Origin of the sequence: Rhodococcus opacus B4 (assembly GCF_000010805.1) — a bacterium.
Lineage (GTDB): Bacteria > Actinomycetota > Actinomycetes > Mycobacteriales > Mycobacteriaceae > Rhodococcus_F > Rhodococcus_F opacus_C.
Map to the genome: position 1 here is coordinate 4,033,788 of NC_012522.1, position 12,967 is coordinate 4,046,754.

Annotated in this window: 11 protein-coding genes and 1 pseudogene; 6 read left to right on the forward strand and 6 right to left on the reverse strand. The window is 67.8% G+C overall.

The features are described 5' to 3' along the window. Position 1: 1 nt before the first annotated feature. Both ROP_RS18425 and ROP_RS18430 read right to left on the reverse strand, forming a co-directional pair. Positions 2-697, reverse strand: coding sequence for a GntR family transcriptional regulator (locus ROP_RS18425; protein ID WP_050785099.1), 696 nt, complete (start codon positions 695-697; stop codon positions 2-4). Between the two features lie 496 nt (positions 698-1,193). After that, positions 1,194-2,234, reverse strand: a complete 1,041-nt coding sequence (locus ROP_RS18430; protein WP_012690920.1) for a VOC family protein — start codon at positions 2,232-2,234, stop codon at positions 1,194-1,196. Between the two features lie 224 nt (positions 2,235-2,458). Between ROP_RS18430 and ROP_RS18435 the strand changes: the two genes are divergently transcribed. From ROP_RS18435 to ROP_RS18455, 5 genes are all read left to right on the forward strand, one after another. Then, positions 2,459-3,337, forward strand: a complete 879-nt coding sequence (locus ROP_RS18435; RefSeq protein WP_012690921.1) for an acetaldehyde dehydrogenase (acetylating) — start codon at positions 2,459-2,461, stop codon at positions 3,335-3,337. Continuing rightward, the gene (dmpG, locus tag ROP_RS18440) at positions 3,334-4,377 is read left to right on the forward strand and encodes a 4-hydroxy-2-oxovalerate aldolase (RefSeq protein WP_012690922.1); all 1,044 of its coding nucleotides are present in this window, start codon (positions 3,334-3,336) and stop codon (positions 4,375-4,377) included. The genes ROP_RS18435 and dmpG overlap by 4 nt, the downstream gene beginning before the upstream one ends. Positions 4,378-4,392: 15 nt before the next feature. Further along, positions 4,393-5,871 carry an aldehyde dehydrogenase gene (locus ROP_RS18445; protein ID WP_012690923.1) on the forward strand — a complete coding sequence of 493 codons (1,479 nt, stop codon included), beginning with the start codon at positions 4,393-4,395 and terminating at the stop codon, positions 5,869-5,871. Positions 5,872-5,946: 75 nt separating this feature from the next. Continuing rightward, on the forward strand, positions 5,947-6,699 hold the full coding sequence (locus ROP_RS18450; protein WP_012690924.1) for an SDR family NAD(P)-dependent oxidoreductase: 753 nt from the start codon (positions 5,947-5,949) through the stop codon (positions 6,697-6,699). A 23-nt stretch (positions 6,700-6,722) separates the two neighbouring features. Continuing rightward, positions 6,723-7,142, forward strand: a complete 420-nt coding sequence (locus ROP_RS18455) for a tautomerase family protein (protein ID WP_012690925.1) — start codon at positions 6,723-6,725, stop codon at positions 7,140-7,142. Positions 7,143-7,216: 74 nt separating this feature from the next. Here ROP_RS18455 and nphA read toward each other — a convergent pair whose 3' ends face one another. Continuing rightward, positions 7,217-7,747 carry an NADH-dependent flavin reductase gene (gene nphA, locus ROP_RS18460; RefSeq protein ID WP_012690926.1) on the reverse strand — a complete coding sequence of 177 codons (531 nt, stop codon included), beginning with the start codon at positions 7,745-7,747 and terminating at the stop codon, positions 7,217-7,219. A gap of 25 nt (positions 7,748-7,772) precedes the next feature. After that, a complete protein-coding gene (locus tag ROP_RS18465; RefSeq protein ID WP_012690927.1) occupies positions 7,773-9,335 on the reverse strand; it encodes a 4-hydroxyphenylacetate 3-hydroxylase family protein in 1,563 nt (520 codons plus the stop codon). 165 nt (positions 9,336-9,500) lie between these two features. Between ROP_RS18465 and ROP_RS41340 the strand changes: the two genes are divergently transcribed. After that, a complete protein-coding gene (locus ROP_RS41340) occupies positions 9,501-10,505 on the forward strand; it encodes an AraC family transcriptional regulator (protein WP_012690928.1) in 1,005 nt (334 codons plus the stop codon). A 293-nt stretch (positions 10,506-10,798) separates the two neighbouring features. Here ROP_RS41340 and ROP_RS18470 read toward each other — a convergent pair. Further along, positions 10,799-11,845, reverse strand: a pseudogene (locus ROP_RS18470) (DUF222 domain-containing protein); the annotation flags it as partial. Positions 11,846-11,937: 92 nt separating this feature from the next. After that, a complete protein-coding gene (locus ROP_RS18475) occupies positions 11,938-12,966 on the reverse strand; it encodes an NADH:ubiquinone reductase (Na(+)-transporting) subunit F (RefSeq protein WP_012690930.1) in 1,029 nt (342 codons plus the stop codon). Between the last annotated feature and the right edge of the window lies 1 nt (position 12,967).

A 12,967-nucleotide genomic window follows, 5' to 3' on the forward strand; every position in this document is an offset into this window, starting at 1 on the left:
GCTAGTCGTCCGGGGTCGGGAGTTTCAGCTGCAGCGCCCGCCGGGCCGACGACAGGTGATGCCGCATCGCCGCGGCGGCGGACTCCGGGTTGTGCGTGACGATCGCCGCGAGGATGGCCTCGTGCTCCCTGACGGAGTCGGTGCGCGGGTTCGCGCGTTCCGCGTCGCGGTACTGCTGCATGACGAGCGGGTACAGCAGGCTGTCGACGAACCTGGTGAGGGTGGCCTGCTGCGCCGCCCGCTTGACCTGTTCGTGAAACTTGCGGTTGAGGTTGCCGTATTCCTCGCGCCCGCCCGGTACCTGCAAGTCCCACATGCGCTTACAGGTTTCGGTCATCGCGGCGATGTCCGCCTCGGTGGCGCGTTCGGCGGCCTTCGCTGCGAGCGCCGACTCCAGGACCGCGCGGGTCTCGAGTATCTCGATCGCCTCGTCCACCGAGAACGAGCGGGTGCGCGCACTCCGGTTCGCCTCGGTGGTGACATAGCCCTCCTGTGCGAGGCGCGCCAGCACCGAACGGATCGTCCCGCGTGAGACCTGGAGCTGGGTGGTCAGGCCCGACTCCGTGAGGCGGGAATCCGGTTCGTAGTGACCGGAGAGGATCAGGGCGCGCAGATCGTGATACGCCTGCAGCGTCCGATTTGCGCCCGCATCGGGGCTGCCCTCGTTGTTCGGGTCCGCGCCCGCCGCTAGCACCATCGGAAGTCACCGGACCCGCCGTGAGGAATGGCCGACGTCGTCATCTCCGCCTCCCACGTGATGTTGTACAACAACATCGAACGTACCGGGTCGAGCGCTCGATGCGAACGCAGTTCGGGGGCATGAGAATCTTCCCTCCCTGAGTCGATCAGGTCCGTACTGACGTGCACTATTGTTGCACAATTTCGGTGCAACGCCGATCGCCGGCGCATCACAAGTGATGCGCCGGCGGGCACGTTCGCTTCGGGCCGATCAGAACAACCAGGGGACCTCGTCGTGGCCGAACTCGTGGAAGTCGCCGAATCGCCCCGAGTAGAAGACGAGTCCGGTGTCTTCCCGGCAGCGCATGTCGGTGACTTCGCCGTAGAACACCCCGGCGAGCGGCAGCCTTCGCGACCCCCGGCGAGAGTGAGCGCTCAGCCCGCTGCCTGCTCGGGGCAGGAAGAAGATGAACCAGTGAACGACCGATCCGCAGCAGACCTCCCGACGACGGGCCTCAGGCCGGGGCGACGGCGAGTTCCGGCGCGGAGGGGTCGGGGGCGCCGGGCCCGAAGTGGGCGTACTTCTCGATGTGCTGGTCGAGGGAGAGGGGGCTCGGGGTGCCGTAGGTGAAGTACGACTCCCAGGGCAGCTTGGTCCCGCCGACGGCCAGTCCGGTGTCGATGTCGGACATCTGCCAGGTCTTGGTCTCGGCGTCCGGGTCCAGGTGCAGGTAGCCGGCCTCACCGAACAGTTCGATGCGGTTGCCGCCCGGTTCGAAGACGTACAGGAACTGTCCTTGGGTGATGCCGTGCTTGTCGGGCCCGGCCTCGATCTGAATGTCGTAGTCGCGGAACATCTCTACCGCATCGAGATTGTGCTGGCCGGTGCCGTAGTAGAACGCGAGGTGGTGCAGCTTGCCGTGCCCGCCGGTCATGTCGCGCATGCATGCGACTTCGTGGCCGAGGATGTTCGAACTCATCCACGCGCCGATCTCCACGTTGCCGTCGACGACCCTCTCGGTGGTCCGGAACCCGAGATGGCGCTCGAAGGAATCCTTCACCGCGGTCACGTCGGACGCCATCAGGTTCAGGTGGTCGATGCGCTTGACCGGGATACCCTGCAACGGCTTCTTGGACGGCCGGGTGAGGATCTTGCTCTGCAATTCCGGGGGAGCGACGTACTTCTCGGCTTCCCACAGCAATTGCAGGTTGTGCCCGTCGGGTGACTGGTACTCGAAGGTCTTGCCGTATCCGAATTGGTCTTCGCTCCAGGTGCCGCTGACGTTGCCGTCCACCAGCGACTTGGCGCGACGTTCGAGGGCCTCCGGGGAACTCGTCCGCATCGCGGCGTGGCCCATCCCGGGCGCGGGTGCTTCGGTGATCTTCAGGCTCCACTGGTACGGGTCCTCGTACCCGCGCAGGTACACCGACTGCCCTTCGCGATGCGTCACGTACATACCGAGGAACTTCGTGAAGAAATCCAGCGTCTCCTGCGGCTTCGGGCTGAACAGCTCGGCACGGGCGAGGTGCGCGATGTCGAAACGAGCGTCACTCATGGCATCTCCTGAATTTGCGACTGCCGGGCCTGCTGCGCCGGCTGTGGTCGATGTCACGAGCTTGGTGGACCGTGACCGATGGGGTCTCGGACGTTCGTGATAGCCGAACATCGATCGCGTCGAGCCCCTCACTGTTCCAGACAGCCGAATCGTCGATCCCTCACCAGCCGATCCTCCCTAGCGTCGACCGCATCACCCCCGCCTGCCCAGGGAAGGACTGGAAGATGAGTCGTAAAAGCGCCGCGATTATCGGATCCGGGAACATCGGTACGGATTTGATGTACAAGCTGCTGCGGTCCGAGCACATCGAACCCCGGTACATGGTCGGGATCGACCCGGACAGCGAGGGATTGGCCCGCGCCCGGCAGGAAGGCCTCGAGGCCTCGGCCGGCGGTCTGGACTGGCTGCTCGCCCAGCCCGAGCTGCCGGACTTCGTGTTCGAGGCGACGTCGGCGAAGATCCACGCCGCCGCGGCCCCGCGCTACGCCGACGCCGGGATCACCGCGATCGACCTGACCCCGGCCTCGGTCGGCCCGTACGTGGTCCCGGCGGTGAACCTCGACGCACACCTGGGCGCCCCGAACGTGAACATGGTCAGCTGCGCCGGGCAGGCCACCATCCCGATCCTCTACGCCATCAACGAGGTCGCCGACGCCTCGTACGGCGAGATCGTCGCGGCCATCGCCTCCCACAGCGCCGGCCCCGGCACCCGGCAGAATCTCAGCGAATTCAGCGAGAAGACCGGCAAGGCGCTGGCCCAGGTGGCCGGCGCCGACCGCGCCAAGGCCATCTCGGTGATCAACCCGGCCGAACCGCCGATGAACATGCGCGACACCGTCTACGCCAAGGTCCGCAACCCCGACCCCGCCGCCATCGAGAAGGCCGTGATCGACATGGTCGCCAAGGTGCAGCAGTACGTGCCCGGTTACTCGCTGCGCCTGGTCGACGTCGACGGCGACCTGGTCACCGTGATGCTCGAGGTGGTCGGCGCCGGCGACTTCCTGCCCACCTACGCCGGCAACCTCGACATCATCACCGCCGCCGCCGTCCAGGTCGCCGACGTCATGGCCCAGCAGAACCTCGTCCAGGGAGCAGCACAGTGAATACCCCCGCCCAGAAGAAGATCACGATCGTCGACACCACCCTCCGCGACGGCATGTCGTCGGTGTCGCACCAGTTCACCCCGCAGAACGTCGCCGACATTGCCCGCGGACTCGACCGGGCCGGTGTCGGCACCATCGAGGTCGCGCACGGAATCGGTCTCGGCGCCTCCTCGATCCAGTACGGGTTCGCCGCCGCCACCGACCCCGACTACGTCCGCGCCGCCGTCGACGCCGTCGAGAACGCGGACATCGCCGCCCTCTACGTGCCCGGCATCGCGACCCTGGCCGAGCTGCAGAAGGCCATCGACGCCGGCATCAAGACCGTCCGGGTCGCGGTGCACTGCACCGAGGCCGACTGCGGGCAGCAGCCGGTCGAGTGGGCCAAGGAGCAGGGCCTGACGGTGATGACGTTCCTGATGATGAGCCACAAACTCGACCCCGAACCCCTCGCGGAGCAGGCCGCCAAACTCGACTCCTACGGCGCCGACGTCGTCTACGTCGTCGACTCCGCCGGTGCCATGGTGCCCCGGCACGCCGGGGACCGGGTCGCCGCCCTGCGGCAAGCGATCAGCGCGGACATCGGGTTCCACGCTCACAACAACCTCGGTGTCGGGATCGCGAATGCGCTGACCGCCGCCGAGAACGGGGCCACGTTCATCGACGGGTCGCTGCGCGGGCTCGGTGCCAGCGCCGGTAACGCGCAGACCGAGGTCCTCGCCGCCGCCTTCGAGCGGGCGGGCTGGGACACCGGCGTCGACCTGTTCCCCCTCATCGACACCGCCGAACACATCGTGGCGCCGCTGATGAAGGAACCGCAGATCGTCGACGAGACCGCCCTGATCCTCGGGTACGCCGGTGTGTACTCCACGTTCTTCCACCCCACCAAGCGGGCCGCGAAGAAGTTCGGGGTCCCCGCCCGCGACATCCTCATGGAACTGGGCCGCCGCGGTGTCATCGGCGGCCAGGAGGACATGATCATCGACGTCGCCTCCGAACTCGCCGGCCGCACCTACGAAATCCCGGCCTCGGCCGCGGTCTGACAGGCAAGGAGCACCATGACCACGACGGAATCCGCACCCGAGGTGACCGAGGTGCGTCACCTCATCGGCGGCGACTGGACGCCCGCCTCGGACGGCGCCACGTTCGAAACCCGTGACCCGCACGACGGTTCCCTGCTCGGCACCGTTCCACGCGGCACCACCGAGGACGGGGCAGCCGCGATCACCGCGGCCCGCACCGCCTTCGACGACGGCCCGTGGCCGCGGATGTCGCCGAAGGAACGGGCGAAGGTCCTGCACGCCGTCGCCGACAAGGTCGACGAGCACCGCGAGGAACTGGCGCTGCTAGAGACCCGCGACGGCGGCAAGAGCATCAACCAGTCCCTGCACGCCGAGATCCCGCGGGTCGCGCACAACCTACGATTCTTCGCCGACTACGTGTCGATGGCCGCCAACGAGGCGTACCCGGACGGCGACCTGCTCTCCTACGTCCTGTACCCACCCGCCGGGGTGGTGTCCGCGATCAGCCCGTGGAACGCACCGCTGATGCTCGCGACGTGGAAGATCGCTCCCGCCTTGGCGTTCGGTAACACCACGGTCCTCAAGCCCGCGCCCCAGACGCCGCTCACCGCGCACCGGTTCGCCGAACTCGCCCTCGAGGCCGGCCTGCCCGAGGGCGTCCTCAACGTGGTCCACGGCTTCGGCGGCGAGGCCGTCGCCGGTCCGCTCACCGCGGACCCGCGGGTCGACCGGATCACGTTCACCGGATCCAGCGCCACCGGCGTGAAAATCCTGCAGGCCGCCGCCGTCAACCACACCCCCGTGTCCGCGGAGATGGGCGGAAAGTCCGCGAACATCGTCTTCGACGACGCCGACCTCGACGTCGCCGTCCCCATGTCGATCCGCGCCATCTTCGGCGGCAACGGGCAGGTGTGCCTGTCCGGTTCGCGTCTGCTGGTGCAGAACTCGATCATGGACGAATTCCTCGACCGGTTCGCCGAGGAAGCGCGCAAACTCACCGTCGGTGACCCGAAGGATCCGTCGAACTTCGTCGGCCCGCTGATCGAGGAGAAGCACCTCGAGAAGGTGCACGGCTACGTCGAACTGGCGCAGGAGGAGGGCGGCAAGGTCGTCACCGGCGGTGCCCGGCTCACCGACGACGCCCGGGCCAACGGGTTCTACTACCCGCCGACCGTGATCACCGGGCTCACCAACGACTCCCGCACCGCACGCGAGGAGATCTTCGGGCCCGTCGAGACCGTCCTCGGATTCGACACCGAGGACGAGGCGCTGCGCATCGCCAACGACTCCCCGTACGGCCTGGCCGGGATGCTGTTCACCGACAACCTCAACCGCGCCCACCGGATGGCCGCCCGCTGGAAGGCCGGGACCGTCTGGATCAACACGTTCTTCGAACGCGACCTCCGGTTGCCGTTCGGCGGCGAAGGCAGCAGCGGCCTCGGCCGCGAGGGCGGCCAGTACTCCCGCGAATTCTTCACCGAACCGCGAGCCGTCACCATCCGGCTGCACAGCTGATTCCATGTCACCCACCCACGGCCGGGGCGGTACCCACCGCCCCGGCCGTCTGTCTTCCCCGAGGAGAACACTCTCGTGACTACACCCGACCTCTGCGTCGTCGTCGGCGCGACCGGTGCGATGGGCACCGAGATCACCCTGAGGCTGGTCCGCCGCGGCCTCCGCGTCCTCGCCGTTGCCCGCAACTCCGACGATCTCGAGAAGCTCGCTGCGCTGGACGACCGGATCATCCCCTGCGTCGCCGATATCGCCGACGACAGTGCGATCGAATCGATTTCCGCTCAGGTGGATTCGCCGGTGCGCATGGCGTTGTTCGCGGCGGGCCTTCCCGTGCGGGGTTCCGCCGACACGATCCCACCCGGCGATCTGGCCGTCGCGACGAACATCAAGGTCGGCGGACTCGTCCGCCTCCTGCACGCCGTCCGGGACCAGTTCGTCGACGGCTCCCGGTTCGTCACCATCGCCGGTTCCCTCGGCCTCGAGCCCGGCCCGCTCGACGCCGCGCCCGGCACGGCCAACGCCGCCGTCTTCAATCTCATGCGCCAACTCAGCGCCCTCTACGGGCCGAAGGGCGTCACCACCCACACGATCGCGCCCGGTCCGGTGGACACCCCGCGGCTTCGAGCGTTCGTCGAGACCGAATCCGCGGAGACCGGACAGGATCCGGAACAGATCTGGGACCGCTACCGCGCCAAGACCACCCTCGGCCGCCTGCCGACGCTCCCGGAGATCGGCTGGATCGTCGAGACACTGCTCGCGCCGGAGGCCGCGGTGCTACACGGCTCGGTGATCAACGTCGACGCCGGAACTCGGCACGGAATCCACTGAACACACGAAAGGAACTGCCACCCATGCCTGTTGCCCATTTCCATCTCGTCGACGGTGCGTACACCGCCGAACAGCACCGCACACTGCTGACCGCGGCGAGTCGCTGCTACTCCGAGGTACTCGACTCTCCGATCGAACGCGTACGAACCTTCGTCGTGCGCTACGCCCCCGGCGACGTCGCCGTCGCGGGAGCCACCGTTGCCGGCGGCGCGCCGCCTGCGCCGTACTTCACCGCGATCGTGCTCGCCGGCCGGCCCGTCGCGCAGCGCCAGGAACTCGCAGCCCGCTTCACCGATCTCGTTGTCGACGTTCTGGGGGCGGACCGGGCACTCGTGCGGGGGCAGATCGTCGAAGTCGATCCGGTGAACTGGGCAATCGCCGGGAATTCCGCTGCCGCAACCCGGGCCGGTGAGATCGCGGCCCGGGCGCGGTCGGCGCCCTGACTCTGGCAATACATACGTACGTATGGGGCGGTCGCGACACTCGTCGCGACCGCCCCAATCGTCGGGCACTGTCTTCAGAACCCCCAGGGCTCGTCGCGCCCGAGGAGTTCGAGCGACCGGAAACTGCCGGTGTAGAAGACGAGCGGGTGTCCGTCGTCGTACGACAGTTGTTCGACCCGGCCCACGTGCAGGGTGTGGTCGCCCGCGGGATACGAGGCGACGACGGTGCACGCGAGATGGACGAGGGCACCCTCGAGGAGCGGGACGCCCCTGCGCCACACGAATCGGACCAGATCCGGCTGCTGCGTGGCGCCTGCGAAGTGCAGCGACACCGGCTCCTGGTCGCCGGCGAGAATGGAGACGCCGTACGTTCCGGTCTCGCGGATCTTCGCGTCCATCTTCGCGCGCGTCGAGATCGAGACGAGCACCAGCGGTGGGTCCAGGGAGACGGAGGTGAACGCGTTCGCCGTCATCCCGTGCACCGAGTCCTCGTCCTCGCATTCGGCGGTGGTGACGATGGTGACGCCGCTGGCGAAGCGTCCCAGCGCCTTCCGCATGTGCAGGGGAGTGACCTCGAGATCGGTTTCGCAGACGGCGTCGGCCATGGCTGTGCTCCTCATCTGCCGGTCCTCAGCTCCGGACGATCCGCAGATCGTCGTTGTTGATCAGGTCGGGCCGGGTCCAGCCGTTGACGTCGTACTCCGACATGCACTGTTCGGCGAATCCCTTCAACGCCAGATCCTGACCGGTCGCCTGGTACGCGAACAACGTCTGGAACCGGACGGCCTCGTGATCGCCGCCGTAATTGCGTTCGTAGAGTTCGTGCCGCCCGCCGAATTCGGTTCCGACGGCGTCCCACAGCAGTTTGAGCAACTGGACGCGGTCGATGGCGGCGATGCCGTTCGACCCGCGCACGTACTGGTCGAGGTAGGGGCGCATCGCCGGGTTGTTCCAATCGCTCGCATGCGAGTTCAGGTAGATCAGACCGCTGCCCAGCACCTGCTGGATGATCTCCTTGATGCGCGGGTAGCCGACTCCCATGAACGTGCGGTAGGCGAGACCGTAGTTGAGGTTCGGCTGCACGGCGCCGTTCACCCACGGCTCGGGCGACTTGGCCATCGAGTCGGACAGGCCCCAGAACATGTCGCGCCAGTTGAGGATCTCCCCGATCTGCATCTGCACGCCGCGGAAACCGGCCGAACCGGTCATCTCCACGCCCTTCATCACACAGCCGGCGATGAAGTCGAGCTTCACGGCCAGCCGGGCGCACCCGTGGAACATGAAGCGGGAGAGGAACCCCGACTTCATGACGAAGTTGTTCGTGGTCTCGGTGTCGTAGGCGAAGACGTTCTCCCACGGCACCAGCACCCGGTCGAACACCATGATCGCGTCGTTCTCGTCGAACCGGCTCGACAGCGGGTAGTCGAACGGGCTGCCCATCACCGCGGCGTTCATCTCGTAGGACGTGCGGCAGAACAGTTTCAGGCCGGGCGAGTCCATCGGCACCGTGAAGATCAGGCCGTACTCCTTCTTGCGGAGCGGCAGTCCGTAGTGAGCGATGAAGTTCGCGTTGGTGATCGCCGATCCGGTCGCCACCACCTTTGCGCCCGAGACGATAAGGCCCGCGTCCGTCTCCTCCACTACGTGCACGCACACGTCGGCGGTCTCGTCGGCAGGCTTGTCGCGATCGATCGGCGGGTTCACGATGGCGTGGTTGAGGTACAGCACCCGTTCCTGCGACTGCTTGTACCAGCGCTGTGCGTTCTCCTTGTACGGGCCGTAGAAGTCGGCGTTGGCTCCCAGCGTGCCGAGGAACGAGGCCTTGTAGTCGGGCGACCGGCCGAGCCAGCCGTACACCTCACGCTGCCAGGCCACGATGGCGTCACGCGCGAGGACCAGGTCTTCCGCGCTGCGCGCAGTCTTGAAGAAGGGATGCGTGAAGCCCCCGTTGCCGGTGTCGGTCGGCACCGCCAGCACGCCGTTCGCCTCCGGTCGGTGCAGTGCGTCGTACATCCGCGCCACCGACCGTGCCGAGTTCCGGAAGGCGGGATGCGTGGTGACGTCGTCGACGCGCTCGCCGCGGAAATACACCTCGCGGCCGTCCCGCAGCGATTCGAGGTACTCGTCGCCCGTCATGGGCCGGACGTCGTTGGGCGCAGCGACAGGGGCGTCGACGAAAGCTGATGTGGTCATGGAGGCACTCCTGGTCTCGTTGGGCAGGAATCTGTTTCGGCGTCGAATGCTGCCGTGGCGCATCGGTCCTCGCCGTCGGTGTCGTACCGGCCGGGGTGGGGTATATTGGCCCGAACGCCACGTTCCTGTGACTTGGAACACTATTAGGCGAAGGTGTGGTGAACCATGGCTGAGCGCGAACGATCGAATGACTCCGCGTGCACCGACGCGCCCGCGTTCGTGTCCCTGCGCACACAGGAGCTGGACACCGGCGAGGGTCGCGTGCAGTGGGCGAGCACGCTCGAGCAGCTCTACTGCGAGACGGACGTCGCGTGGCCGGAGCCGCGGCGGCATTTCGACGCGGAGTGGGGCGGACGGCCGTTCGGCGACCTGCACGTCAGCACGATCCGAGCCGACGCCCACACCGTCGTGCGCTCACCTTCGATGATCCAGTCCGATTCGGGGGAAGGATATTTGGTCTGTCTCGTCACGGACGGTTGCGTGGAGGTCCGGCAGTCCGGCCGGACCACGACGATCGAGCGGGGTTCTTTCACGCTCCTCGACTGCGCCGCGCCCTTCGTGTTCCACTCGCCGGCCCCGTTCCGGCAGATCGTCGTGCGCTCGCCCCGGAACGTGCTCACCTCGCGTCTGCCCGGTCGTCTCGTCGAGCACGGCACGGCCCGGTCGATCTCCGGCGCCACCGGTCCGGGCGGACTGGTCGGTCGGTTACTCGCCGACATCGCGGGTCTGGAGGCGCCGATGTCGGAGGGAGCCGCGGTGTCGTTCGCGTCGTCCACCGTCGACATGCTGGCGACGGCGCTCACCGAGGGGCCACTCGCCACCAACCCCGCCCACCTCCACCGCACGGAGGATCTCGCGCGGGTACAACGGGTGATCGAACAGAATCTCCACGACGGCGAACTCACACTGTCCGACATCGCGGCAGCGGCGGGGATGTCGCTGCGCACCGTGCACAAACTGTTCAGTGCCGAAGGCACGACGACGCGGGCCTGGCTGTACCAGGCCCGCCTCGAGCGTGCACGGAAGTACCTGCTCACCACCGAACTGTCCGTCGCGGACGTCAGCGACTGCGCAGGGTTCCGCGACGTGTCCCATTTCAGCCGGTTGTTCCGCAGCACCTTCGGTGCGAGCCCGGGGCAGTACCGGAAGACGCATTCGCCCGCGCCCTGACGCCAGGTTGTTACGGTGCACGCGCATCTCCCCGCATGGTCGATCAACTCGCCGGGGTGGTGCCGGTGGTTGATGCGTGGTCTTCGGGTGGGGTCGATGTGTGGTGGCGGGATCCATTCGGTTCGGCCCGGGTGCGCGGAATGGCCGGGCGCGGACCGTGTCGCCCACCCGGTGGGGCCGTCGTGGACCTGGGCATGGCAGGCGTCGCACACCAGGGCCAGGCCGTCGATGTCGGTGCGCCCGGCGCTGGCCAGGCGACGACGCCGCCCCAGGTGCAGCGGACGCCCCTTGTGGTCGAACACGGCGAGCACCGGATGCGCTTCCTCGGCCAGGGCCAGTGCGTCCTCGATCGGGAGCAAACCGCCGGTCGCCGTCGTGGCGAGGCCGCCGATGGCTCGTTCCAATTGTTCGAGGGTCATCGTGACGATCACCGTGGTCGGCAGTCCCCGGTGCCGGCCGAGCACTCCCGATTCGAGTAGTACCCGGAACATCGCGCTGAACGCATCGTGGTGACGTTGCGCCGCGGTGCGGGTATCGCGGGCGGCGGCCGCCGCCAATACCTCTCGATCGACCGACGGGTCCTCGGCGTCACCGGTGGGTGATTCGGGGTCGTCCGGGTTGTTCATCCCCGGCCGGGCCCATTTGGCGAGGATCGGATCGAGCAGCGCCCGCGCGGCGGGGTCGAGTTCACCGGAGATTCTCGACATCAGTTCGGTGTCCTGCCGGCCGATCGAGATGCCCCGCCGGCGTGTGTGGTCGCGGTCGTCGCCGAGGTTTCCGTCCGGGTTCAGATAGGCCAGTAACCGGTGCCCGGCCGCCTCCACATCCTCCGGGGTGCCCTGTCGGGCGAGACGGGCCAGCACCGCCTCGGCGTCGGCGATCGCGTCGGTGCCGACGGCGTGGGGGATCTTGCGCATCACCTTCGAGACCGCCCGCACGTGGCCGACGCCGATGTCGCCGTCCCGCTGGGCCGCCGCGGTGTCCGGTAACGCCGGCGGCATCGGATCGCCGGACAGGGTGTGCCACACCCCCAGCTCCCGGGCGGCGGCGACCCGGGCGGATGCGTCCGCCGCCGACACCCGGAGCACGTCGATCAGCATCTTCTTCGGTGCGTTGTACCCCAGGCTCGCCGGGACCGACCGCTCGACACTCTCCACGATCAGCCGGTGCGACAACGCATCCGCTCGGCGCAGCGACCGCTCCACCCCGCGCATCACCTCGACGACCTCACCGTCCGACAATTCCGTGAGCCCGGTATCGAGGAGCCCGTCGACCGCGGCAGCGAGCATCGACAGATGCTCCGCCACCCGGCTTTTCACCGACCCCCCAGTCGAACTCATGTGCGAATACTATCGCGGGGGTCCGACAGGTTTCAGAGCCCGCGGTCGCACAGTGACTGGGACGTCGTCGGATCGGTGGGGGGACTGCGGGATCACACGGCCTCGGCCGCCGGGCGCGGTGCGCTTACGGTGAACTCCTCCTTGAAGATCAGCCGCGGTGACATGCGCCGGCGTTTGAGTGCCTTGACGGCGGCGACGACCATCGCCGGCGGTCCGCACAGGTACGCGCTGTGGCCGCGGCAGCTTGCGAAGTCGTTCAGCACGGCGTCGGTCACCATTCCCGTCGCTCCGTCCCAGGTCTCCTCGCTGAGGACCGGGTGATAGTGGAATCGGGAATCGGCCGCCGCGACCGCGCGGAAGTACTCGATGTCGTAGAGGTCGGCTTCTCGGCGACCGCCGTGGTAGAGGTGAATCTCGGGGAGTAGGTCACCGTCCAGGGCATGCCGGACAATCGATTTGAGTGGCGCGAGCCCGGTGCCACCGCCGATGAGGATGGCCGGCTCCTCCTGGGGTTCGATGACGCCGAACTGACCCAGCGGCCCACGCAGATCGATGCGATCGCCCACGGCGAGTGTGTCGAAGATCCACCCATCGGTGGCGAGACCGCCCTCCGTGTTCCGGACGTGGAACTCGAGCAGTGTGGGTTCGGACGGCGGATTCGCCATCGAATATTGTCGTGCGACACCGGATCCCGTCACGATCAACTCGGCGTACTGGCCGGCGTCGAACTCCATCGGCTCGTCCAGTTCGACGACGAGCCTGCGGGTCTGACGCGCGATGTCCGACAGTTCCCGCACGGTGCCCGTGTGGTCGCGGAGGGCGTGCATCGGCCTGCCGGGGTCGGCGTCGTTCACGGGGGCGATGGTGAGGTCTCCGTGGGGTTTCGACTGGCAGGCCAGCGCGAGCCCGGACGAGCGCTCGTCGGCGGTGAGGACGGTCTCGTCGGCGGCGCCGTGGTCGACCTGCCCGCAGAGAACCCGGATCTTGCACGTACCGCACGTCCCCTGCGAACAGGCGTGCGGCAGCCAGCGATTCGCGCGCAGCGCGGCTTCCAGGACCGAGGTGCCGGGTGCGACGGGAAAGGCTCCGTCGTGCCCGGACACCGTCACCATGCGGTCCATC

Coding starts and splice junctions, on each gene's coding strand:
- ROP_RS18425 (WP_050785099.1), bottom strand. CDS start 697: ATGGTGCTAGCGGCGGGCGCGGACCCGAACAACGAGGGCAGCCCCGAT.
- ROP_RS18430 (WP_012690920.1), bottom strand. CDS start 2,234: ATGAGTGACGCTCGTTTCGACATCGCGCACCTCGCCCGTGCCGAGCTG.
- ROP_RS18435 (WP_012690921.1), top strand. CDS start 2,459: ATGAGTCGTAAAAGCGCCGCGATTATCGGATCCGGGAACATCGGTACG.
- ROP_RS18445 (WP_012690923.1), top strand. CDS start 4,393: ATGACCACGACGGAATCCGCACCCGAGGTGACCGAGGTGCGTCACCTC.
- ROP_RS18455 (WP_012690925.1), top strand. CDS start 6,723: ATGCCTGTTGCCCATTTCCATCTCGTCGACGGTGCGTACACCGCCGAA.
- nphA (WP_012690926.1), bottom strand. CDS start 7,747: ATGGCCGACGCCGTCTGCGAAACCGATCTCGAGGTCACTCCCCTGCAC.
- ROP_RS18465 (WP_012690927.1), bottom strand. CDS start 9,335: ATGACCACATCAGCTTTCGTCGACGCCCCTGTCGCTGCGCCCAACGAC.
- ROP_RS41340 (WP_012690928.1), top strand. CDS start 9,501: ATGGCTGAGCGCGAACGATCGAATGACTCCGCGTGCACCGACGCGCCC.
- ROP_RS18475 (WP_012690930.1), bottom strand. CDS start 12,966: ATGGACCGCATGGTGACGGTGTCCGGGCACGACGGAGCCTTTCCCGTC.